We start from the raw sequence: 21,119 nt of genomic DNA on the forward strand, positions 1-21,119 counted from the left end.
CTCCCGTCGTTGCTCCATCACCGACACCTTGCGCCATGGCATGGACCGACTCCCTAACAGCCTGTCCATGTATTGTGATGTGTCGGCTATGTCTCCGAACACCCGTCGGTGATGTCCCCGGACTGAACACTTGATCCGGCAATCCAGCTGACGTGTGACACAACATGAGGCCGTTGAAGCTGGATCCGTAGCAACTCGGCTGTGCCGAGTTGCGTTCTTTTGTTGGCCCAAGCCGGAAACATCCGGCTTGGGCTGTCTCGACGCTTCGCGTCGGCCCGGTGATGACGCTGAAAATGTAGCACGTCTCCGCGTCTCAGATCTTCCCCTCATCCAGAGGAGCAGGCGCAGCCTGCGTCTCGAAGGATGAGGCCCCATGCCCCGCCGGCGATCACGCTTCCGTTCCGCCACCCGCACGCGCCCTGTGATCACACCCCGGCGCAATCGCGCATTTCGTTTTTCATCGCTCCACCGCTCTAACAGCTTGATCCGCCACCGATTTCAGAATCGCTTCCACGACGCGGGAAACGCCGACGTCGCGATTGAGAAGCGCTGTGCCGCGGCGCAATGCTCTGCCCATCGAACAACAGACAACGTCGGTGAGGACAAGCCATGGCCCGGATGCGAGCGGTCGATGCAGCAGTGCGCGTGCTGGAGAAGGAAGGCATTTCGTGCGCGTTCGGCGTGCCGGGTGCCGCGATCAATCCGCTGTATTCGGCGATGAAGGCGCGCGGCAGCATCCGCCACGTGCTGGCGCGCCATGTCGAGGGCGCCTCCCACATGGCCGAGGGATACACCCGCGCCGTCGCCGGCAACATCGGCGTGTGCATTGGCACGTCGGGCCCCGCCGGCACCGACATGATCACCGGGCTTTATTCCGCCTCGGCGGATTCCATTCCGATCCTGTGCATCACCGGCCAGGCGCCGCGCGCCAAGCTCTACAAGGAAGACTTTCAGGCCGTCGACATCGAGTCGATCGCCAAGCCCGTGACCAAGTGGGCGGTGACGGTGCGCGAGCCAGCGCTGGTGCCGATGGTGCTGCAGCAGGCGTTCCACCTGATGCGCTCGGGCCGGCCGGGCCCGGTGCTGGTCGACCTGCCGATCGATGTGCAGCTCGCCGAGATCGAGTTCGACGAGGACACCTATGCGCCGCTGCCGGTCTACAAGCCGCGCGCGACACGCAAGCAGATCGAGAAGGCGCTGGACATGCTCAACGCGGCCGAGCGGCCGCTGATCGTCGCCGGCGGCGGCATCATCAATGCGGACGCGGCCGAGGAACTGGTCGAGTTCGCCGAGCTGACCGGCATCCCGGTGATCCCGACGCTGATGGGGTGGGGCGCGATCCCCGACGACCATCCGCTGATGGCCGGCATGTGCGGCCTGCAAACCAGCCACCGCTATGGCAACGCCACGCTCTTGGCCTCCGACTTCGTCATCGGCATCGGCAACCGCTGGGCCAACCGCCACACCGGCTCGGTCGAGACCTACACCAAGGGCCGCAAGTTCATCCACATCGACATCGAGCCGACCCAGATCGGCCGGGTGTTCGGCCCGGACTTCGGCATCGTCTCGGACGCGCTCGCCGCCCTCGACCTGCTGATTGAGGTGGCGCGCGAGCGCAAGGCGGCGGGCAAGCTGCGGGATCGCGGCATCTGGGCGCGCGAGTGCGCCGCGCGCAAGGCCAGCATGCCGCGCCACACGCACTACGACCAGGTGCCGCTCAAGCCGCAGCGCGTCTATGAGGAGATGAACGCCGCGTTCGGCCGCGACGTCTGCTACGTCACCGCGATCGGCCTGTCGCAGATCGCCGGCGGGCAGCTGCTCAACGTCTATCACCCCCGGCACTGGATCAATTGCGGCCAGGCCGGCCCGCTGGGATGGACGCTGCCGGCCGCGCTCGGCGTGCGCGCCGCATGTCCGGACAAGACCATCGTCGCGCTGTCCGGCGACTATGACTTCCAGTTCCTGATCGAGGAGCTCGCGGTCGGCGCGCAGCACAAGCTGCCTTACCTGCATGTGGTGGTGAACAACTCCTATCTCGGCCTCATCCGCCAGGCGCAGCGCGGCTTCAACATGGACTTCGAGGTGTCGCTGGCGTTCGAGAACGTCAACACCGACACCGGCGGCTATGGCGTCGACCATGTCGCGGTCGCCGAAGGTCTCGGCTGCAAGGCGGTGCGGGTGCGCAGCCCCAACGAGTTCAAGGATGCGTTCGCGCGTGCCGAAGCCTTGATGCGCGAGCACCAGGTGCCGGTGGTGATCGAGTTCATCCTCGAGCGCGTCACCAACATTCCGATGGGCGTGGAGATCGACGCCATCAACGAGTTCGAGGAAGCCCCGCTCACCGAACGCGTGCTCACGCCGGCGGAATGAAATGCCTCGTCCTGAGGAGCGGCCGTCTGGCCGCGACTCGAAGGACGAGGCCCCCGACGCCGGGGCCTCATGGTTCGAGACGCGCGGCGATGCCGCGCTCCTCACCATGAGGGTCTGAGACATTCACACAAGAAACTGCAACCAAACACAACGAGGACAACCGCCGTGCCGAAATTCGCTGCCAATCTCACCATGCTGTTCAACGAGCTGCCGTTCGTCGAACGCTTCGCCGCCGCGAAGGCCGCCGGCTTTTCCGGCGTCGAGTATTTGTTTCCCTACGACTTCGACAAGGCCGAACTGGCCGGGCAGCTGCAGCAGCACGGCCTGACGCAGGTGCTGCACAACCTGCCGGCCGGCAACTGGGCCGCGGGCGAGCGCGGCATCGCGGTGCTTCCCGACCGCATGCAGGAATTCCGCGACGGCGTCGGCCGCGCCATCGACTATGCCCGGGCGCTCGACTGCCGCCAGCTCAATTGCTTGGTCGGCATCCTGCCGGCCGGCGCCAACGCCGCGACCGCCCATGACACGCTGGTGGAGAACCTGCGCTTTGCCGCCGCCGCGCTGGCGAAGGAGAAGATCCGCCTGCTGGTCGAGCCGATCAACACCCGCGACATCCCCGGTTTCTTCCTCAGCCGCACCGACCAGGCGGTGAAGCTGATCGGCGATGTCGGCTCGGACAACCTGTTCATCCAGTACGACATCTATCACATGCAGATCATGGAAGGCGATCTGGCGCCGACGCTGAAGCGCCATCTCGGCCGCATCGCCCATGTCCAGCTCGCCGACAATCCCGGCCGCAACGAACCGGGCACCGGCGAGATCAACTATCCGTTCCTGTTCAGGTATCTCGACGACATCGGCTACCGCGGCTGGGTCGGCTGCGAATACAAGCCGAAGACCACCACGGCCGAGGGCCTTGGATGGTTCGCGCAACTGGCGGCGGCGTGACCAGGACCGCGCCGCGTCGGGCGCCGCACGCTCCCGACGTCGAGGCGCGGCGCACGCATCCGCCGCAAGGCACCGGCCTGTTGCTGCGCATGAAGCGCAAGGGCCGGCTCAGACACCTGATCAAACAACCGAAGGGAAGACACACCATGAGCAATCTCGGATTCATCGGCCTCGGCATCATGGGGCGCCCGATGGCGGGCCACCTGCTGGCGGCGGGCCATCGCCTCGCCGTGCACGACGTCAATCCGGTGCCGGGCAACCTGCTGGAAGCCGGCGCGGTCGCCTGCAAGTCAGCGAAGGACGTCGCCGAGCAGTCGGACATCGTGTTCATCATGGTGCCGGATACGCCGCATGTGAAGGCGGTGCTGTTCGATGCCGGCGGCGTCGCCGAGGGGCTGTCGCCGGGCAAGATCGTCGTCGACATGAGCTCGATCGCGCCGCTCGCCACCAAGGAGTTCGCCAAGGCCATCAACGAGCGCGGCGTCGACTATCTCGACGCGCCGGTGTCCGGCGGCGAGGTCGGCGCCAAGGCGGCGTCGCTCACCATCATGGTCGGCGGCCCGGAGCGCGCCTTCGAGCGCGTCAAGCCGCTGTTCGACAAGCTCGGCAAGAACGTCACCCGGGTCGGCGGCAATGGCGATGGCCAGACCACCAAGGTCGCCAACCAGATCATCGTCGCGCTGACCATCGAGGCGGTCGGCGAAGCCCTGCTGTTCGCCTCCAAGGCGGGCGCGGATCCGGCGCTGGTGCGCCAGGCGCTGATGGGCGGCTTTGCGTCGTCGCGCATCCTCGAGGTCCATGGCGAGCGCATGATCAAGCGCAACTTCGAACCGGGCTTCCGCATCGAGCTGCACCAGAAGGATCTCAACCTCGCCCTCGACGGCGCCCGCGCGCTCGGCATCGCGCTGCCGTCGACCGCGATCGCCCAGCAGCTCTTCAACGCCTGCGCCGCCCAGGGCGGCAAGGCGTGGGACCACTCGGCGATGGTCAAGGCGCTGGAGCTCGCGGCAGGGCACGACATCGCGTGAGGGGTCTGATCTAGGTCTCGGGGCTGTATCTGGGGCGCTGCTCGGGCCGTCCATCCTTCGAGGCTGGCTCCGATCGCACCTCTGGATGACGGGACGGGAGCTGCTGGCCGTAGCTACATTCTCCGTTCTGGCCGGGCGCAACTTCTCTCCTCATGGTGAGGAGGCGCGTCAGCGCCGTCTCGAACCATGAGGCCCGCGCCTCGGCTCTCATCCTTCGAGACGCCCGCTGCGCGGGCTCCTCAGGATGAGGGGAGAAGGCTGCCGGTCGACGAAATACGGCAAGACGCCGCCCATACTCCTCATGGCCGGGCAGCGCGATCCGTCTTCGACGGATCGCCAGGACGAAGGTCTCCCGGGCATCCACGTCTTCCTTGCTGAGATGTCGTGAAGACGTGGATGCCCGGGACAAGCCCGGGCATGACGAAGAAATAAGGGGCGCGACCGCGCCGACGACCATATCCAATCCGCATCACACACAGAGGCCTCGCCCATGCGCCGCTCCCGCAATGCCAAGATCATCGCCACCCTCGGTCCGTCGAGCTCGTCGCCGACCATGATCCGCGCGCTGTTCGAGGCGGGGGTCGACATGTTTCGGCTGAACTTCAGCCACGGCAGCCATGACGACCACCGCGAGCGCTTTCGCATCATCCGCGAGGTCGAGCGCGAGGTCGGCCGTCCCGTCGGCATCCTGATGGACCTGCAGGGGCCGAAGCTGCGGGTCGGCAAGTTCGCCGATGGTCCGGTCGAGCTGGTGCGCGATGCGCGCTTCCGCCTCGACCTCGATCCGGTCGCCGGCGATGCCAGCCGCGTGACGCTGCCGCATCCCGAGATCTTCGCCGCACTTGCCGCCGGCACGCCGCTGCTGCTCGACGACGGCAAGATCCGTCTTTCGGTCGAGAGCTGCGGGCCGGATTTCGCCGAGACGCGGGTGGTGGTCGGCGGCCGTCTGTCCGAGCACAAGGGCATCAATGTGCCCAGCGTCATCCTGCCGATGTCGCCGTTCACGCCGCGCGACCGCCGCGATCTCGCCTTCGGCCTCGACATGGGCGCCGACTGGGTGGCGCTGTCGTTCGTGCAGCGGCCGGAGGACATCGACGAGGCGCGGGCGCTGATCGGCGACCGCGCGCTGGTGATGGCCAAGATGGAAAAGCCTGCGGCGATCCACAACCTCGACGCCATTGTCGCCCGCGCCGACGGCATCATGGTGGCGCGCGGCGATCTCGGCGTCGAGATGCCGCCGGAGCAGGTACCGGTGATGCAGCGGCGCATCGTGCGTGCCTGTCATCGCGAGGGCAAGCCGGTGGTGGTGGCCACCCAGATGCTGGAATCGATGACCAGTGCGCCGGTGCCGACCCGGGCCGAGGCGTCCGACGTCGCCACCGCGGTCTACGAGGGGGCTGACGCGGTGATGCTGTCGGCGGAATCCGCCAGCGGGCAATACCCGCGCGAGGCAGTGGCGATGATGGAGTCCATCATCAGGGGCGTCGAGGCCGATCCGCACTACCGCACCCTGGCGGATGCGCAGCACGAGGAGGCGCGCACCACCCATGCCGACGCGATCTGCCGGGCGCTGCGCCATGTCGCGCGCCAGATCTCGGCCAAGGCGACCGTCACCTATACGTCATCCGGCTTCACCAGCATCCGCGCCGCGCGCGAGCGCCCGGTCGCGCCGATCCTGTCGATCACGCCGTCGGTCGCGACCGCCCGGCGGCTCGCGCCGGTGTGGGGCGTGCACTCGGTGGTGATCGCCGAGGAGATCGAGAGCGAAGCGGCAATGACCAAGGTCGCCTGCGACACCGCGCTCGCCGAGCGTTTTGCCGCGCCCGGCGACAGCATCGTCGTCACCGCCGGCATTCCCTTCGGCGTCGCCGGCACCACCAACCTTCTGCGCATCGTGGCGCTGCCGTAGCCGGCGGCCAGCCCTGCGGCAGGATCGTCATGAACGGCCGGTTCAGCGCTCGTCCCACGGCGATGACGGCGGGGCAGGCGCAGCCGATCCATCGCGTGCAGCCGTGCCTGTCGCGTGTTGCTTTGGCCATGAGCACGGGGACGATGGCGCCGCGGTCGCGATGGCCGATGCCAGGATGGTGGATGCCGTGACGATTCTGATCGGCGCGTCGCCGGATTTGCGCGGCACCGATTGTCAGGGATGCGCCGTATGGCGTAGCCTCGCCGCGAGTTTCGTTCTCGCCGGATTGTGACGCATGCCCACTCCCCGAAGCCGCTGGCAGGCTTTTGAAATCCCCCATTTCGCTGTCTACCTGCTGCTGACGGCGAATCTCCTCGCCTATGGTCTGTGCCTTTCGAGGTCGGGCACCGGAACGATGACGGCCGAGGTGCTGTATCGTAGCGGCGCGATCTATATCGGCGCGCTCGACCGCCATGAATACTGGCGCCTGCTGGTGGCCGGCTTTCTGCACGTCAATCCGCTGCATCTCGGCACCAACATGCTCTGCCTCGTGCTGTGGGGCGGCCTGCTGGAAAAGCGCATCGGCTCGCTCTACTTCCTGATTGTCTATGTCGCGGCGGTGGTCTGCGGCAACGTCGTCAGCATCGCGACCCACGACGCGCCATTCCTCACCGTCGGCGCGTCCGGCGGCGTCGCCGGCATTCTCGGGGCGCTGCTGTGCCTGAGGGTCCTCGGCAAGGTCGACCTCGCGCCCAATTTCTTTGTCATCAACATCGGCCTCAACGTCGTGCTGACCCTCGCGACGTCGGCCATCGACTGGCGGGTGCATCTCGGCGGCTTCGCCGCGGGGCTGATCGCCTGCGCGCTCCTCGATGGCGCGGAGCGTGTCGGCGGGCGTGTGCTGAGTTGCAGGTTCCCCGAGGCGATCAAGGTCAACATCGTGCTGATCGTTGCGGCGGTGCTGCTGGTCGCCGGCGCGGCGCTGTCCCGGCCGGATGCCTGGATGGCGCTGGTCGCGGGTCTCGCCGCCGGTGCGGTGGTGGTCGCGCTGGTCGATCGCCTGCTGCCGTTGCGCAAGGGCCTCGCCATGGCCGTCGTCGTCATGGCGGTCATGAACATGATGCTGGTCGTGGCCGCGGGCGTGGTGCTTGCGCCGGCGTGGACGGCGAGCTGCGTCGCCTATGCCCGCGGCGTCACGACACCGATCGATCCGTTGCTCGGCCTTGGCTGCGGCAACGGCGAGATCATGCTCGCCGCAGCCGCCGCGGGCGTGCTGCTGCTGTCGCTTCTGGTGCACGGGCCGGAGCTGTCGCGCGGCTTGCGCGACGTCGGATTCGCCGGCGCGTCGTTTCGGGCCGAACGCAAGCGGCGCGTGGGATTGTAATGGGATTGTAGGCCCGCACGGTCGGCGCACCGTCGATCAGTTCCTCGTGCACGCCGAAAATTTTCATCTGCACAGGCGCAATCGATCGGCCTTCGCGCCGGAACCATGGTTCGGGGCCCGGGTTACCGTGGCGATTTCATTGCACGGAGACCATGAATGTCGATCGGTACCATTATTCTGATCATCCTGATCATCGCGCTGCTCGGCGGATTCAGCGGCCTCGGCGGCGGCCCGTTCTACGGCACCGGCTACTATGGCGGTGGCGGCCTCGGGCTGGTCATCGTCATCCTGCTGATCCTCGTGCTGCTCGGCCGCATCTAGGCGCAGATTCAATGGCTGCTTGTTACCGGGAGGAGTTCTCGCGAGGCGGGAGCGCCTCTCGGTGGTGGCACTCAAGTGACAAACAGATCGATCGTTTCGACGCGTCGCCATCTGCCGTCCATCTTCCTGTAGATGGCGACATATCCAACCGCTTGTACGGGCAGGTTTTTGACGCCTCCGGGTGATCGGACCCACTCCTGAAGGTCGTGGGATACAATCAGAGCCGCCAGTGTGTAGTCGTTGCTAAAGACTGGAAACGTGTAGCCGGAGTGTTTGATCTCCAGATGGTCCCCGCTGCCGGCTTCAAATTTTCTTCGCCGATCGTGGTCCAGCAATTTTTGTTTTGCCCCGCTGCATACATACTCTTCGCGCTCAGCAATATCGACAATCCTGCTGAGACTGCCTCCAGCGACTGGCGGTACGAGCTCCGCACGCACTGTTGAACCAAAATAATGCCGGGCAATGGGCTCAGGAATTGGAGAGCTTTGCCATGCTGGCTGGAGTTCGCAGCGTTGCAAAGGTATTTCGTCTGCAATCACCGTCTGGAAGAGGAGCCTTGCCTCTGCGGTGAGGCTGCTGTCGTCATCAGCCTTTGCGGCTCCAAAGCAGATGGCCAGGCCCAAAAGCCAGACAATCCCTTTCCACTTCGCCATCGGTCGCCTCCTGCCAGGAAGAAATAGCCCGAACCGCGTTTGGCCCGGTCAGCGATGCTCGCGAAACGCGGCGGCGAGCGTGCGCAGCGCGCCGCGCGAGCGCGCATCGGTCAGGCGCGCATGCAGCACGATGGTCGACGGCGGCAGGGCCGGCAAGCCAAGGCGCTCGCCGACCTCGACGCTGCCGGCGGGCGCGACCCGCTGCGCCAGCGCGGCGACCGCAAGGCCGGCCGACACTGCAGCGGTGACCGCGGTGGTGCCGCCGCCCATGAACACCTCCATCCAGGCGATCCCCGCGGCATCGAGTGCGCGGCCGGCGATGTTGCGCACGCCGCAGGACGGCGCCAGCGAGGCGAGGCGGAGCGCTTCGCCGTCGCGGCGCACGAACGACGGCGCGGCGAACCAGCCGACGCGCTCGCGTCCCAGCACCTCGCCGTCGCGGCGGTCGTCCTCGCAACGCACGATCGCCGCATCCAGCGTGCCGCCATCGAACGCATCGAGCAGGGCGCGCGAGGCGCCGATCTCCACGGTGATCAGCAGCGCCGGATCGTAGGCGTGCAGTCGCGCCAGCAGCAGCGGCAGCTCGGGCCCGGCGACATGGTCGCTGATGCCGAGCGTCAGGGTTTGCGGACGCGACGACAGTTCGGTGATCGCGCGCTCGTGCGCGGCGATGAAGTCGCGGGCGCTGTCGAGGAAGGCGGCGCCGCGCGCCGACAGCCGCACCGAGCGCGGCGTGCGCTCGATCAGCTTGTGGCCGAGCCGCTCCTCCAGCCGCTTGAGCTTGACGCTGACGGCGGCCTGCGAGGTGCCGAGCGCATCGGCGGCGCGGGTGAAGCTCTGCAGATCGGCGACCAGCACGAACGCCTGCACGGCGTCGACATCGAGGGTGGTCATGTTAGATGCCGTATCGTTATTTCTAATATATCCAATCATATCATTATAATATGATCAAGCCGGCACTAGCTTGCCTCCGACGGCGCCATCGGGAGAGCAGGCATGAGCAGTCAGACGGACGAGATCACCATCGCGGCCACGGGGTGCCGCAGCGACGCCGGGGCCGGCGACCCCAGACGCTGGCTGGCGTTGCCGGTGCTGCTCACCGGCGCCTTCCTGCCGATCCTCGATTTCAACGTCGTCAATCTGGCGCTGCCGGCGATCCGGCAAGGGCTGCATGCCAGCGCCGGCGACCTGCAGTTCGTCATCTCCGCCTATGCCGCGACCTATGCGGTGTTCCTGATCACCGGCGGCCGGCTCGGCGACTGGCTGGGACGGCGGCCGATGTTTGTCACCGGCGTCGCCGGCTTCACGCTGGCCTCGGTGCTGTGCGGCTTCGCCTGGTCGCCGCAGGTGCTGATCGTCGGGCGCATCCTGCAGGGGCTGACGGCCACCCTCATGGCGCCGCAGGTGCTGGCCTCGATCCGCGTGCTGTTTCCCGCCGCCGAGCAGGGCCGGGCGCTGGCGCTCTACAGCGCGACCTTCGGCCTCGCCAACATCGTCGGCCAGATCCTTGGCGGCGTGCTGGTGTCGTCGCAGCCGTTCGGCTGGACCTGACAGGCGATCTTCCTCGTCAACGTGCCGATCGGCCTCGTCGCTTTCGTCGGGGGCCTCACCGTGCTCGGCGACTCCCGCGCGCCGCAGGCGCAGCGGCTCGATCTCGGCGGCGTGGTGCTGCTGTCATTGACGCTGGCGCTGCTGGTCTATCCGCTGATCGAAGGGCGCGAGAGCGGCTGGCCGGTGTGGATCGTCGCCATGCTGATCGCCTGTCCGGCGATGCTCGCGGTCTTCATCGCCTTCGAGCGCCGCCTCGCCGCGCGCGGCGGCGCGCCGCTGGTGGAGCTGTCGCTGTTCGCCAACGGCAGCTTCGTGCTCGGCGTGCTGATGGCGCTGGCGCTCTATCTGCTGGCGTCGTTCTATCTCACCTTCGCGGTTTACCTGCAGAGCGGCCGTCAGCTGACGCCGCTGGCGGCGGGCGTTGCGATGCTGCCCTATGCCGGCGGCTACTTCGTCGCCTCGCTGGCGTCGGCGGTGGTGATGCAACGCCTGCGCGCCCGCGCGCTGACGCTCGGCTTCGCCCTGCAGGTGCTCGGCTTCGGCAGCGTCGCGCTGACGGTCGCGGGGATCGTCGCGGTGCCGCTGTCCGCGGGGCTCGCCTGCGCCGGCATCGGCTTCGGTCTCGTGATGCCGTCGGTGATCAAGGTGGTGATCGGCGGCGTCGATCCGCGCCATGCGGGCCTTGCGTCGGGGATCGCGATCTCGACCTTCCAGATCGCCTCCGCGCTCGGCGTCGCCGTCATCGGCGGTGTGTTCTACACCGTGCTCGGCGACGGGCGCGACCTTGCGGCCTATGCGCACGCGTTCGCCCTCGCGCTCGGCTGCAACGTCGTGCTGCTGGCACTCGGCGCGCTGCTGTCTCTGGGGTTGTGGGACGAGGCATGACGTCGATGCTGTGATCACAGCGCGGGCCATCGACATCGGCGATCGACCGCCCTAGGTTCGCCGCCCACACGGCCGCGCCGCCGTCGGTCGACACCGGGAGGATGTTCCTTGCGCTTCGTCATGCGTTCGAAGATTCACAACGCCACCGTCACCGAGGCGAACCTCGCCTATGTCGGCTCCATCACCATCGACAAGGATCTGCTGGAGCGCACCGGCCTGTGGGCCGGCGAGCGCGTGCTGGTGGTGTCGAACACGTCCGGCGCGCGGCTCGAGACCTATGTGATCGAGGGCGAGCGGCATTCCGGCGCGATCTGCATGAACGGCGCGGCGGCGCATCTCATCGGCGAGGGCGAAGAGATCATCATCATGGGCTTCGAGCTCGTCGAGCAGCCGATCGTTCCGAAGGTGATCCTGGTCGATCGGCAGAACCGTTTTGTCCGCGATCTCACCGAAACGCCGCTGACCCCGGTCGCCTAGGACGCTTGCGAAGCCTGCGACGCATCGAGCGCGCCGGCGCCCCGATCGTCCGCGCTGACCTGCGGTGGACGCAAGCAGGCGAGCACGACCACGGCCGCGATCACCGTTACCGCCGCGAGCACCCACAGCAGGGTCTGGAACGCCGTGGCGTAGCTCGCGATCAGCAGCGGCCGCACCGACGGCGGCAGCAACTCCGCGGCATGGCCGAGGTCGCCGGTGGCGAGGCGCGCCGCCGCGGTGGTGATGGCGGACGAGGCGACGCTGCCGGGCAGCGCCGCGCGCAGCTGCTGTGCGGACAGGCCGGCGAGCACGGCGCCGGCGATCGCCAGCGCGATGCCTTCGCCGGCAACACGGATGGTGTTGAAGATGCCGGTGGCCATGCCGGCGCGCTCGGTCGGCACCACGCTGATGGCAAGGCCATCCATCAGCCCCCACGGCAGGCCGGCGCCGCAGCCGATCAGCAGCAGCGGGCCGATCACATGCAGAACGGGGCCGCCGGGATCGATGGCGCTCAGCCAGACGAGGCCGGCGGCGGCGACCAACAGGCCCACGGCGGACACGAGGCCCGCGGGCGCGATGCGGGTCAGCGCCGCGGCCAGCGAGGGCACGACCAGCATCGGCACTGACAGCGCCACCATCAGCCAGCCGGCATCGATCTCGCGAAACCCTTCGATCCCGATCAGGCGCAGCGGCAGCAGCACCAGCAGCACGATGTAGCAGGCGCAGGTCGCGACCGGCAGCATCTGCACGCCGACGAAGCGCGGATAGCGGAACAGCGACAGGTCGAGCATCGGCCGCGCCACCCGCCGTGCGGCGACAATGAAGATGACCAGCAGCACCAGCGCAGCCATGAGCAGGCCGGCGACCAGCGGATCGCGCCAGCCCCGGCTCGGCGCCTCGATCACCGCCCAGGTGAACAGGCTGAGCATGGCGGTGAAGCTGATGGTGCCCACCCAGTCGAGGCCGCGCGCGTCGGGATCGCGGCTGTCGCGCATCCGCCGGGCGCCGAAGGCGAGCGCGACGGCGCCAACCAGCGCGGTCGACAGGAACACCGCGCGCCAGCCGAACGCCTCGATCAGGGCGCCGGCGAGCAATGGGCCGAAGGCGAGGCCAAGGCCGAAGGTGGTGCCGAGCAGGCTGAAGGCGCGGGTGCGGGCGTGGCCCTCGACATCCTGGGCGAGCGCCGCGGTGCCGCCGGCGAGCGTCGCGGCGGCGGCGAGCCCCTGGGCGGCGCGCAGGAGATCGAGCAGCAGGATCGAGGAGGCACAGGCGAGCAGCAGCGAGATGATGGTGAAGGCGGCCACCCCGGCGACAAAGGCGCGCTTGCGGCCGAAGGTGTCGGCGAGGGTTCCCGCGGCCATCAGGCTGCCGCCGAACGTCAGCATGAAGGCATTGGTGATCCAGGTCAGCGCCGCGGCGCTGCCGCCGAGGTCGCGGCCGATCGCCGGGGTGGCGACAGCGCCGCCGGAAAAGCTCATCGGCAGCACGATGGCGGCGAGGCAGACCGCGGCGAGCACGGCGGCATGGCCGCCGGACGAAGAGGGAGCATGAGACGTCATGGCTGTCCTTGGCGTGGCGAGGAAGGTCAGCCGCGAGCTAATATGGATCGAACGGTTGATAAACGCGCTCTATCTCCATTGATTACGGAGTAAAACTCTTTAATTTGCCGACGATGGACAGTCTGAGCGGCATCATTGCCTTCGTGCGCGCGGCCGAGACCCTGAGTTTCGTGGCCGCCGGGCGCGCGCTCGGGATCTCGGCCTCGGCGGTCGGAAAGAGTGTCGCCAAGCTCGAGACGGATGTCGGCGTGCGGCTGTTTCATCGCAGCACCCGCCGCGTCAGCCTGACCGACGAGGGCGCGCTGTTCTATGAGCGCTGCCGCCGCGTGCTCGACGAGCTGCAGGAAGCCGAGGCGATGCTGGCGCAGTCGGCGACGACGCCGCGGGGCAAGCTGCGGGTCAGCCTGCCGACCATCGGCTACCGCTTTTTGATGCCGCTGCTGCCGGAGTTCAGCGCGCGCTACCCCGACATCGAGCTCGACCTCGATTTCGCGGACCGCCTGGTGGATGTGATCGAGGACGGCTTCGACGTCGTGGTGCGCAGCGGCGACCTGCCGGATTCCACGTTGATGTCGCGGCGGCTCGCCGCCTTCCGCTTCGTGCTGTGCGCGTCGCCGGCCTATCTTGCAGGCCATGGCACACCGCGCACGCCAGTCGATCTCGCCGGCCATCGCTGCCTGCGCTTTCGCTTTCCGACCACCGGCAAGCTGCAGGAATGGCTGCTGAAATCGAAGGCGGGCGCCGAGCTGCGGCTGCCGACGGCGCTGATCTGCAACAACATCGAGGCGCTGCGCGCCGCGGCCATCAGCGGCTACGGCATCGCCCACATGCCGGACTTCCTCGCCCGCGACGCCATCGCGCGCGGCGAGCTCGTCACCATGCTGGACCCCTACCTGATCAACCCCGGCCAGTTCTGGGCGGTGTGGCCGGCGAGCCGGCACTTGTCGCCGAAGCGGCGTGTGTTCGTGGACTATCTCGGCGCGCGGTTGTTCGCGGCCTGAGGCGGCATGAAACATGGCCGGCGCGGTGCGACAGCGCACCGCAGCGGGCAGGGGCGACTCGCCCGAACAGCTGATTCTCACGTCCGCCGTGCGCCCTTCCGGATGTCCAAAACACCTTGGATGACAGGCTTTGCGCTGTTCCCCTCCGCTCCGAATCGCCAAAAAGGCGTTTTTTTCGGGTTTTTTGGCCAACAAAAGCTGTGCAGATCGCGTTTGGGCTATGTTTCAAGGCGGATTCCGCCATATGGTGACGATGTCCGAATCACTTTTTCCCAGGAGACACAATGGCCGCTCAACTCACGAAGTCGCAGCTCATCGAGCAGATCTCGACGCAGACCGAACTCGCGAAGAAGGACGTCAAGGGCGTTCTCGAGATCCTCACGACCATCGGCTACAAAGAGCTGAAGAAGAACGGCGTGTTCGTGGTTCCCGGCTTTGCCAAGTTCGTCGTCATCAAGAAGCCGGCGACCAAGGCTCGCAAGGGCACCAACCCGTTCACCGGCGAGCCGATGACCTTCAAGGCCAAGCCGGCCCGCAAGATCGTGCGCGCCCGCCCGGTCAAGGCTGCCAAGGAAGCGGTGTAAGCCGTTATCCGCTCCGCATTCGCGGACGACGAAAAGGCCCCCGTTTCGGGGGCCTTTTTGTTTGCCGAAGCGCCAGCCGCGCCTCTCAGGCGTCCCACGTCACCGGCAGGTTGAGCAGGCCGCGGAACGCCCAGCCGCCAATGCGTACGGGTTCGCGGTCGACGAGGCGCAGGTTTTTCAGCCGCGCGAACACGGTCGGCAACGCGACATCGGCGACCATGGCGCGCGAGGCGAAGGCGCCAGCGCAGAAGTGCGGCCCGGCGCCAAAGGCGATGCTCTTGCCGGCGTCGCGGCGCACGTCGAAGGCTTCGCCATTGTCGAAATGGCGCTCGTCGCGGTTGGCCGAACCGAACATGAAGAACACGCGATCCTCGGGGGCGAATTCGACCTCGCGGATGCGCCAGGGCTTCGCCACCCGCCGCGGCGACATGCCGATCGGCGAGATCCAGCGCGCATACTCCTCGAAGGTCTGCAGCCACGACACTTCGCCCGCCTGCGCCAGCGCCAGCTGGTCGGGATGGGTCAGCAGCGCCCACACCGTGCCGGCGACAGCGTCGCGCGGCTCGTTCTGGCCGCCGCTGATCGCGAGCTTGATGTTGGCGCGCACGCTGTCCATCGGCATGCCGGCGGCGAGACTGACGCCGAGCAGGCTGAGGTCCGGCGCCGCCTGCAGCGCCGGCAGGCGTTCGTCGATCGCCGCGTCGATGCCGGCGGTGGCGGCATGGCAGCGCGCCTCGACGGCGGGATCGCCGGTGTAGTTGGCGATGCCGTCGATCATCGCCTGCGACCACGCGTTCATGTCCTGGAAGCGCATGTTGACGAGGCCGGTGATCGACTTCAGGCACTCGGCCGAGAACGGCAGCGCGAAGTCGCGCACGAAGTCGATGTCCTGCCGCGGATCGAGGGCATCGATGATGCGATCGGCATGGCCCTGGAACTGGGCGGTCCAGTGCGCCTTCACCGTCTTCGGCGACACCGCCGGGAAGACCATCTTGCGCTCGGCGAGGTGCGCCTCGCCGTCCTTGCGCATCATGTTGTGGCCCATCAGCCTGTTCATCAGCCCGTCGGGCTGGTGCGAACTGAACACGTCGATCTGTTTCTCGGACACGAAGATATCGTCGCGATGGGTGAACACCGTGCTGCCGAGCTGCGGAATGAATGCGATCGGCGCCTCCGCCCGCAGCCGCTTCAGCGTCGGGTAGGGATCGGCCCAGAACGCGGGAACGTCGATGTCGAAGCGCGGTGCGGTGCTCACGGAGGCCCTCTCGGTATGATCTCCGGAGGATAGGCGGGGGCTGCATGGGCGTCTGTCCCCTGCCGTTGGGACAGGAGGGCGGGCGATCTGATCTTCCGGCGAACAAGGTTGCCCCTCATGGTGAGGAGGCGCTTGAGCGCCGTCTCGAACCATGAGGTCGAGGCGCTTCACCGCAGGGCCTCATCCTTCGAGACGCAGGCTGCGCCTGCTCCTCAGGATGAGGGGAAAGGTTTCGCGTGATCAACCTCGCAGGACCGACTGTTGTCTTATTCTGCGTCATCACCGGGCCGGCGCGCAGCGCCGTGACCCGGTGATCCAGCCTCATGGTGTGACGTAGGCCGAAAGAAAGCTGGATGCGCGGGTGACCTTAGTCCTGGCGATCCGTCGAAGACGGATCGCGCTGCCCGCGCATGACGCCGAGTGCGGGGCGCGGCGGCGAAACATTCGGCCGCAAAGTATTGCATTCCCCCTCATGGTGAGGAGCGCGGCATCGCCGCGCGTCTCGAACCATGAGGCCGAGGCGTCTCTGCACGGGCCTCCTCCTTCGAGACGCAAGCTGCGCTTGCTCCTCAGGATGAGGGGAGACGTCGGGGCGCGGCGTGTCGCGAACGCCCCCTCAGTTCAGCCGCCGCTCCGCCGTCAGCAGCCCCAGCACGATGCCGAACAATTCGTTCTGCGACGAGATCCTGAGCTTGTCGTAGGCGCGCTTGCGGTAGGTCAGCGTCGAATGGATGCTGATATCGAGGTCGGCGGAGATCGCCTCCGAGCTGTAGCCGGAGAGGATGCGCAGGCACACCTCCTTCTCGCGCCCGGTGAGGGCTTCGAAGGTCGCGTCATGGGCGAACAGCGCCGCGAGGCTGCCGCGGGCGCCCGGTGCCGGCGAGGCGTCGATGGCTGCCGGCATCTCCGCGGCGTCGAAATGCCGGGCGACGGCCGCGCTGACCGCCGGCGCGACGCGGCGCAGCCGCTCGGTCTGGGCGCGGCTGAAGCGGCCCTGCGCCGTGATGCGGTAGAAATTGACATAGAAGCAGGTGTCGCCGACCCAGATCGCGGTCGCGAACTTGTCGACGATGTCGGAGTCCTCGAAGAACAGCTTGCGGTAGCTGTCGTCGTACATGCGCCGCGCGAAGGTCGGCAGCACGATCGGGGTCGGCGCCGCCTGGCCGCCGAAGATGGCGTCGCGGTTGGGGTCGGCCTGGTGGAAATGCTGGGAGTAGGCGACGCCGAGATCGCCGCCGGTCGGGATGTTGCCGATGTCGAGCAGGCAGCGCGCCGAGCGCTCGCCGGCGAACGAGAACACCATGCAGTGGCCGACGCCGGCGACGCGTCGCAGCGCGCCGATCAGGGCTTGCGGAAAGGCCGGCCGGCCGATGGCGAGCACGGCGCTGGTGATATCGGTCCGCGTGATGTCGTCGGCCGCGCGGGCGCCGCGCGAGATGCCGTCGATGGCCGGTCGCCCTGCCATGGTCTCCTCCCAAACGTCTTGTTTTCCCGAATCCTAGCAGCAAGGCGGCGGCCTCGGAAGCGCCGAGGTGGCCTCCCGCCGGTCTGTCTTGTCGCAATCCCTAGGGACAGACGCTCGCCGGGGCCGCGGCGTAGGTTTGGGGTCCCCGCGCCGCCGCGCGGGCAAGGGGAGACGCCGCCAACGTGGACGCCACCATCTTCCTGTTCCTGATGCAGGACGGCATCATCAACGGTGCGGTCTATGCGCTGGTGGCGCTCGCGCTGGTGCTGGTGTTCGCCGTCACCCGGGTCATCCTGATTCCGCAGGGCGAGTTCGTCGCCTTCGCTGCGCTGACCGCGGCAGCGCTGGAGAATGGCCGCCTGCCGGGCACGGTGTGGCTGCTGCTCGCCCTCGGCGGCCTTGCCGCGGTGTCCGAACTGGTGCTGCACCGGCGCGAGATCACGCCGCGGCGGCTCGTTCGCATCCTGCTCGCCGACCTCGCGCTGCCGGCCGCGCTGGTGGCGCTGACGCTGCTGCTCGCGCCCCTCAAGATCGGTCCGGTCGCGGCGGGCGCGCTGACCGTGGTGCTGATCCTGCCGATGGGGCCGATGCTCTACCGCATCGCCTTCGATCCGATCGCCACCTCCAGCGTGCTGGTGCTGCTGATCGCCGCGTTCGGCGTGCACTTCTCGCTGATGGGCCTTGGCCTGGTATTCTTCGGGCCTGAAGGTGTCGGCACTACGGCGCTGGCCGCGCAGTCGTTCGATGTCGGCACGCTGGTCGTCTCCGGCCAGAGTCTCGTGGTGCTGATCGTCACCGTCGTGCTGCTCGCCATCGTCGGCGCGTTCTTCCGCCTTTCGCTGTTCGGCAAGGCGCTGCGCGCCTGCGCCTCCAACCGGGTCGGTGCGCGGCTGTCGGGCATCCCGACCGGGTTCGCCGGCCAGATTGCGTTCGCCATGGCGGCCGGCCTCGGAGCGGTGTCCGGCGTGCTGATCGGGCCGCTGATGACGGTGTATTACGACAGCGGCTTCCTGATCGGCCTCAAGGGGTTTGTCGCCGCCATCCTCGGCGGCCTCGTCAGCTATCCGTTGACCGTGCTGGCCGCGCTCGGCGTCGGCATTGCCGAGGCGCTGTTCTCGTTCTGGGCCAGCGCCTTCAAGGAGGTGCTGGTGTTCAGCCTGATCATCCCGGTGCTGATGTGGCGTTCGCTCGCCCGCGCACCGGGCGGAGGGCACAACTGATGCGCCGGCTGCTCCAGCGCCACCGGCGCGCCGCCGAGGCGGTCGCCGCGCTCGCCATCCTCGCGCTGCCGTTCTCGGGCCTCGTCTCGGATTACGGCGTCGCGCTGATGACCGACATCGGCATCGCCAGCCTCATCGCGCTCGGCCTCGTCATCCTCACCGGCGTCGGCGGCATGACGTCATTCGGCCAGGCGGCGTTCGTCGGCTTCGGTGCCTACACCAGCGCCGTGCTGACGACGCAGTTCGGCTGGTCGCCGTGGCTGACGCTGCCGGTCGCCGTCGTCGTGACCATGGCCTGTGCGCTGCTGATCGGCGCCGTCACCGTGCGGCTGTCGGGGCACTACCTGCCGCTCGGCACCATCGCCTGGGGCATCTCGTTCTACTACCTGTTCGCCAATATCGAGGGGCTCGGCGGCCATGACGGCCTGTCCGGCATCCCGCCGCTGCGCATCGGCGAGCACGCGCTGACCGGCACGCGCGACTACTTCGTCGTGGTGTTCATCGCGGTCGCGCTGGCGGTGGTGGCGACGCGCAATCTGCTGCGCGGCCGCATGGGCCGCGCGGTGCGGGCGCTGCGCGACGATTCGCTCGCCGGCGCGGCGTTTGGCATTCAGCCGGCCACCGTCAAGCTCGGCGTGTTCGTCTACGCCGCGCTGCTCGCCGGCGTCGCCGGCTGGCTCTACGCCCATTTCCAGCGTTCGGTGTCGCCGGGGCCGTTCGGCATCACCGCCGGCACCGAGTATCTCTTGATGGCCGTGCTCGGCGGCGCCGGCCGCATTCCCGGCGCGCTGCTCGGCGCCGCGCTGGTGATCGTGCTGCGCGACCAGCTGCAGTCGGTGCTGCCGCACCTGATCGGCAGCGCCGGCAACTATGAGACCATCGTGTTCGGCGCGGTGCTGGTGCTGCTGCTGCGCAACGCCAGCGACGGGCTGTGGAGCCGCTTCGCCGGGCCGCCGCAGCCGCCGGATTTCGGCACCGCCGGCGGCGTCGTCACCGCCGGCCACCGCGCGCGGCCGGAACGCGACACGCCGCTGATCGAAGTGCGGGCCCTGCGCAAGGCGTTCGGTGGGCTCATCGCCGTCAACGATGTCGGCTTCGCGGTGCCGGCCGGACGCATCGTCGGCCTGATCGGCCCCAACGGCGCCGGCAAGAGCACGACCTTCAACCTCATCACCGGCGTGCTGGCGCCGACCGCGGGCGAGGTGCTGTTCCGTGGCGCGCCGCTGCACGCCCCGACGCCGCAGCAGATGGCGCGCCTCGGCGTCGGCCGCTCGTTCCAGCATGCTGCCGTGGCGCCGGAGATGAGTGTGATCGAGAACGTCATGCTCGGCGCCCATCTGCGTGGCCGCGCCGGCATGGTCGCCGCCGTGCTCGGCCTCGACCGCAAGGAGGAGGTGGTGCTGTTCGAGACCGCGGCGCGCGCCCTCGAGCGCACCGGCCTTGCGGATGTTGCGGCCGTGCCGGCCGGGGCGCTGTCGCTGGGTCAGTTGCGCCTGGTCGAGATCGCCCGCGCGCTCGCCCTCGATCCGCTGGTGCTGCTGCTCGACGAACCGGCTGCGGGCCTGCGTGTCGGCGAGAAGAAGGCGCTGGCGCGACTCTTACGCGAGCTGCGCCAGGAAGGCATCAGCGTGCTGCTGGTCGAGCACGACATGGACTTCGTCATGAGCCTTGCCGACCATCTCGTCGTGCTCGATTTCGGCACCCGCATCGCCGAGGGCGACGCCGGCGCGATCTCCGGCAACCCGCGGGTGATCGAGGCCTATCTCGGAGGCGTCGAATGAGCACGCTGCTTGCGGTCGACGATCTCCATGTCGGCTATGGCCCGGTCACGGTGGTGCATGGCGTGTCGCTCGCCGTGCCTGCCGGCAGCCTCGTCACGGTGATCGGTGCCAATGGCGCCGGCAAGACCACGCTGCTCAATGCGCTGATCGGCCTGATGCCGGCGCGCGGCGCCATTGCTTTCGATGGCGCTGCGGTCGCGGCGCAGCCGCTGGAGCAGCGCGTCGGCCGCGGCCTTGCGCTGGTGCCGGAGCGGCGCGAGCTGTTCGCCGACATGAGCGTCGCCGACAATCTGCTGCTCGGCGGCTTCCGCCGCTCGCGCGGCGAGCGGGCGGACGCGCTGGCCGAAGTGCTGGCGCGCTTTCCGCGGCTGCGCGAGCGTCATCGTCAGCTCGCCGGCACGCTGTCCGGCGGCGAGCGCCAGATGCTGGCGATGGGCCGGGCGCTGATGGCGCGGCCGAAGCTGTTGATGCTGGACGAGCCGAGCCTTGGCCTCGCGCCGCGCATCATCCGCGACGTCTTCGACATCCTCGTCGCCTTGCGCGCGGCCGGCGTCTCGATCCTGCTGGTCGAGCAGAACGCCCGCGCCGCGCTCAAGATCGCCGACCACGCCTATGTCATGGAGCTGGGCCGCGTCACCGCGCAGGGCACGCCGGCGGAGATCGCCGCCGACCAGCGCCTCGTGGAGAGCTATCTCGGCTTCGGCAAGAACGCTTACTGACAACAACAC

Annotated in this window: 19 protein-coding genes; 14 read left to right on the plus strand and 5 right to left on the minus strand. The window is 68.1% G+C overall.

Annotation, left to right across the window (positions count from 1 at the left end):
- Positions 1-609: 609 nt before the first annotated feature.
- The 6 genes from gcl (at position 610) to AB4Z37_RS29605 (ending at position 7,960) form a co-directional block, all read left to right on the plus strand.
- The gene (gene gcl, locus AB4Z37_RS29580; RefSeq protein ID WP_441520294.1) at positions 610-2,370 is read left to right on the plus strand and encodes a glyoxylate carboligase; all 1,761 of its coding nucleotides are present in this window, start codon (positions 610-612) and stop codon (positions 2,368-2,370) included.
- Positions 2,371-2,535: 165 nt separating this feature from the next.
- Positions 2,536-3,318: a hydroxypyruvate isomerase gene (hyi, locus tag AB4Z37_RS29585; protein ID WP_441520295.1), complete on the plus strand. Its 783-nt coding sequence runs from the start codon at positions 2,536-2,538 to the stop codon at positions 3,316-3,318.
- 146 nt (positions 3,319-3,464) lie between these two features.
- A complete protein-coding gene (locus AB4Z37_RS29590) occupies positions 3,465-4,346 on the plus strand; it encodes a 2-hydroxy-3-oxopropionate reductase (RefSeq protein WP_441520296.1) in 882 nt (293 codons plus the stop codon).
- A gap of 490 nt (positions 4,347-4,836) precedes the next feature.
- Complete coding sequence (gene pyk, locus AB4Z37_RS29595) at positions 4,837-6,255, plus strand: pyruvate kinase (protein WP_441520297.1); 1,419 nt, start codon at positions 4,837-4,839, stop codon at positions 6,253-6,255.
- Positions 6,256-6,550: 295 nt separating this feature from the next.
- Entirely contained in the window at positions 6,551-7,639 is a 1,089-nt protein-coding gene (locus AB4Z37_RS29600; protein WP_441520298.1) for a rhomboid family intramembrane serine protease, read from the plus strand.
- A 156-nt stretch (positions 7,640-7,795) separates the two neighbouring features.
- Positions 7,796-7,960, plus strand: a complete 165-nt coding sequence (locus AB4Z37_RS29605; RefSeq protein WP_211963388.1) for a DUF3309 family protein — start codon at positions 7,796-7,798, stop codon at positions 7,958-7,960.
- Between the two features lie 71 nt (positions 7,961-8,031).
- Here AB4Z37_RS29605 and AB4Z37_RS29610 read toward each other — a convergent pair whose 3' ends face one another.
- Together AB4Z37_RS29610 and AB4Z37_RS29615 are read right to left on the minus strand one after the other, a co-directional pair.
- On the minus strand, positions 8,032-8,613 hold the full coding sequence (locus tag AB4Z37_RS29610) for a hypothetical protein (protein WP_441520299.1): 582 nt from the start codon (positions 8,611-8,613) through the stop codon (positions 8,032-8,034).
- Positions 8,614-8,661: 48 nt separating this feature from the next.
- A complete protein-coding gene (locus tag AB4Z37_RS29615) occupies positions 8,662-9,507 on the minus strand; it encodes a LysR family transcriptional regulator (protein ID WP_441520300.1) in 846 nt (281 codons plus the stop codon).
- A gap of 102 nt (positions 9,508-9,609) precedes the next feature.
- Here AB4Z37_RS29615 and AB4Z37_RS29620 point away from each other — a divergent pair, with 102 nt between their 5' ends.
- The 3 genes from AB4Z37_RS29620 (at position 9,610) to panD (ending at position 11,526) form a co-directional block, all read left to right on the plus strand.
- A complete protein-coding gene (locus AB4Z37_RS29620) occupies positions 9,610-10,164 on the plus strand; it encodes an MFS transporter (RefSeq protein WP_441520301.1) in 555 nt (184 codons plus the stop codon).
- 21 nt (positions 10,165-10,185) lie between these two features.
- Positions 10,186-11,049, plus strand: a complete 864-nt coding sequence (locus AB4Z37_RS29625) for a hypothetical protein (protein WP_441520302.1) — start codon at positions 10,186-10,188, stop codon at positions 11,047-11,049.
- 120 nt (positions 11,050-11,169) lie between these two features.
- Positions 11,170-11,526 (plus strand): aspartate 1-decarboxylase, encoded by a 357-nt coding sequence (panD, locus tag AB4Z37_RS29630; RefSeq protein WP_441520303.1) that lies wholly within the window; start codon positions 11,170-11,172, stop codon positions 11,524-11,526.
- Here panD and AB4Z37_RS29635 read toward each other — a convergent pair.
- On the minus strand, positions 11,523-13,085 hold the full coding sequence (locus AB4Z37_RS29635; protein WP_441520304.1) for an MFS transporter: 1,563 nt from the start codon (positions 13,083-13,085) through the stop codon (positions 11,523-11,525). The genes panD and AB4Z37_RS29635 overlap by 4 nt on opposite strands.
- A 113-nt stretch (positions 13,086-13,198) precedes the next feature.
- Here AB4Z37_RS29635 and AB4Z37_RS29640 point away from each other — a divergent pair, with 113 nt between their 5' ends.
- Positions 13,199-14,086, plus strand: a complete 888-nt coding sequence (locus AB4Z37_RS29640) for a LysR family transcriptional regulator (protein ID WP_441520305.1) — start codon at positions 13,199-13,201, stop codon at positions 14,084-14,086.
- Positions 14,087-14,370: 284 nt separating this feature from the next.
- Entirely contained in the window at positions 14,371-14,670 is a 300-nt protein-coding gene (locus tag AB4Z37_RS29645; RefSeq protein WP_441520306.1) for an HU family DNA-binding protein, read from the plus strand.
- Positions 14,671-14,755: 85 nt separating this feature from the next.
- On the opposite strand, the gene AB4Z37_RS29650 is transcribed toward AB4Z37_RS29645, so the two are convergent.
- The gene (locus tag AB4Z37_RS29650) at positions 14,756-15,925 is read right to left on the minus strand and encodes a cytochrome P450 (RefSeq protein WP_441520307.1); all 1,170 of its coding nucleotides are present in this window, start codon (positions 15,923-15,925) and stop codon (positions 14,756-14,758) included.
- A gap of 616 nt (positions 15,926-16,541) precedes the next feature.
- On the minus strand, positions 16,542-17,390 hold the full coding sequence (locus AB4Z37_RS29655; protein ID WP_441520308.1) for a helix-turn-helix transcriptional regulator: 849 nt from the start codon (positions 17,388-17,390) through the stop codon (positions 16,542-16,544).
- Between the two features lie 182 nt (positions 17,391-17,572).
- Here AB4Z37_RS29655 and AB4Z37_RS29660 point away from each other — a divergent pair, with 182 nt between their 5' ends.
- The 3 genes from AB4Z37_RS29660 to AB4Z37_RS29670 are packed head-to-tail and all read left to right on the plus strand — an operon-like array spanning position 17,573 to position 21,110.
- Positions 17,573-18,610: a branched-chain amino acid ABC transporter permease gene (locus AB4Z37_RS29660; protein ID WP_441520309.1), complete on the plus strand. Its 1,038-nt coding sequence runs from the start codon at positions 17,573-17,575 to the stop codon at positions 18,608-18,610.
- A complete protein-coding gene (locus tag AB4Z37_RS29665; RefSeq protein ID WP_441520310.1) occupies positions 18,610-20,391 on the plus strand; it encodes a branched-chain amino acid ABC transporter ATP-binding protein/permease in 1,782 nt (593 codons plus the stop codon). Before AB4Z37_RS29660 ends, AB4Z37_RS29665 begins: the two co-directional genes overlap by 1 nt.
- Positions 20,388-21,110, plus strand: a complete 723-nt coding sequence (locus AB4Z37_RS29670) for an ABC transporter ATP-binding protein (protein ID WP_441520311.1) — start codon at positions 20,388-20,390, stop codon at positions 21,108-21,110. The genes AB4Z37_RS29665 and AB4Z37_RS29670 overlap by 4 nt, the downstream gene beginning before the upstream one ends.
- Positions 21,111-21,119: the final 9 nt, after the last annotated feature.

The organism is Bradyrhizobium sp. 2TAF24 (assembly GCF_052115025.1).
Classification (GTDB): Bacteria; Pseudomonadota; Alphaproteobacteria; order Rhizobiales; family Xanthobacteraceae; genus Bradyrhizobium_A.